Origin of the sequence: Pseudomonas sp. TJI-51 (assembly GCF_000190455.2) — a bacterium.
Taxonomy (GTDB): domain Bacteria; phylum Pseudomonadota; class Gammaproteobacteria; order Pseudomonadales; family Pseudomonadaceae; genus Aquipseudomonas; species Aquipseudomonas juntendi.
The window spans coordinates 45,341-45,755 of record NZ_AEWE02000134.1 but is presented as its reverse complement, the minus strand read 5'-3'; the positions used below and the strand labels follow the sequence as shown (position 1 = coordinate 45,755).

Annotated in this window: 2 protein-coding genes; both read right to left on the bottom strand. The window is 61.9% G+C overall.

The features are described 5' to 3' along the window. A partial coding sequence (locus tag G1E_RS24290; RefSeq protein WP_047150175.1) for an acetyl-CoA carboxylase biotin carboxyl carrier protein subunit occupies positions 1 to 272 on the bottom strand: 272 nt, incomplete at its 3' end. A gap of 13 nt (positions 273 to 285) precedes the next feature. Beyond that, on the bottom strand, positions 286 to 415 hold a 130-nt coding region (locus tag G1E_RS29875), incomplete at its 5' end, for a hypothetical protein (protein ID WP_256220461.1).

Below are 415 nucleotides of genomic sequence, written 5' to 3'. Positions count from 1 at the left end.
GGTGCAGGGGCTGGCGCCTCAGGGGCCGCAGCAGCGGCGCCTTCGGCTTCCAGCACCAGCAGTTCGTCGCCTTCTTTCAGGCGGTCGCCCAGCTTGACCTTCAGCTCCTTGATGACACCGGCCTTGGGCGCCGGGATCTCCATGGAGGCCTTGTCGGACTCCAGGGTCAGCAGGCTCTGGTCAGCCTCGATACGGTCACCGACCTTGACGAACAGCTCGATGATTTCACCTTCACCGCTGCCGATGTCAGGTACGCGAATGAGTTCGCTCACTTAAAAATACTCCTCAGCAGTCCAGTGGGTTGCGCTTGTCCGGGTCGATGCCGAACTTGACGATAGCGTCTGCAACAACCTTGGGTTCGATCTCGCCACGGTCAGCCAGGGCTTCCAGGGCAGCCAGCACCACGAAGTGGCGG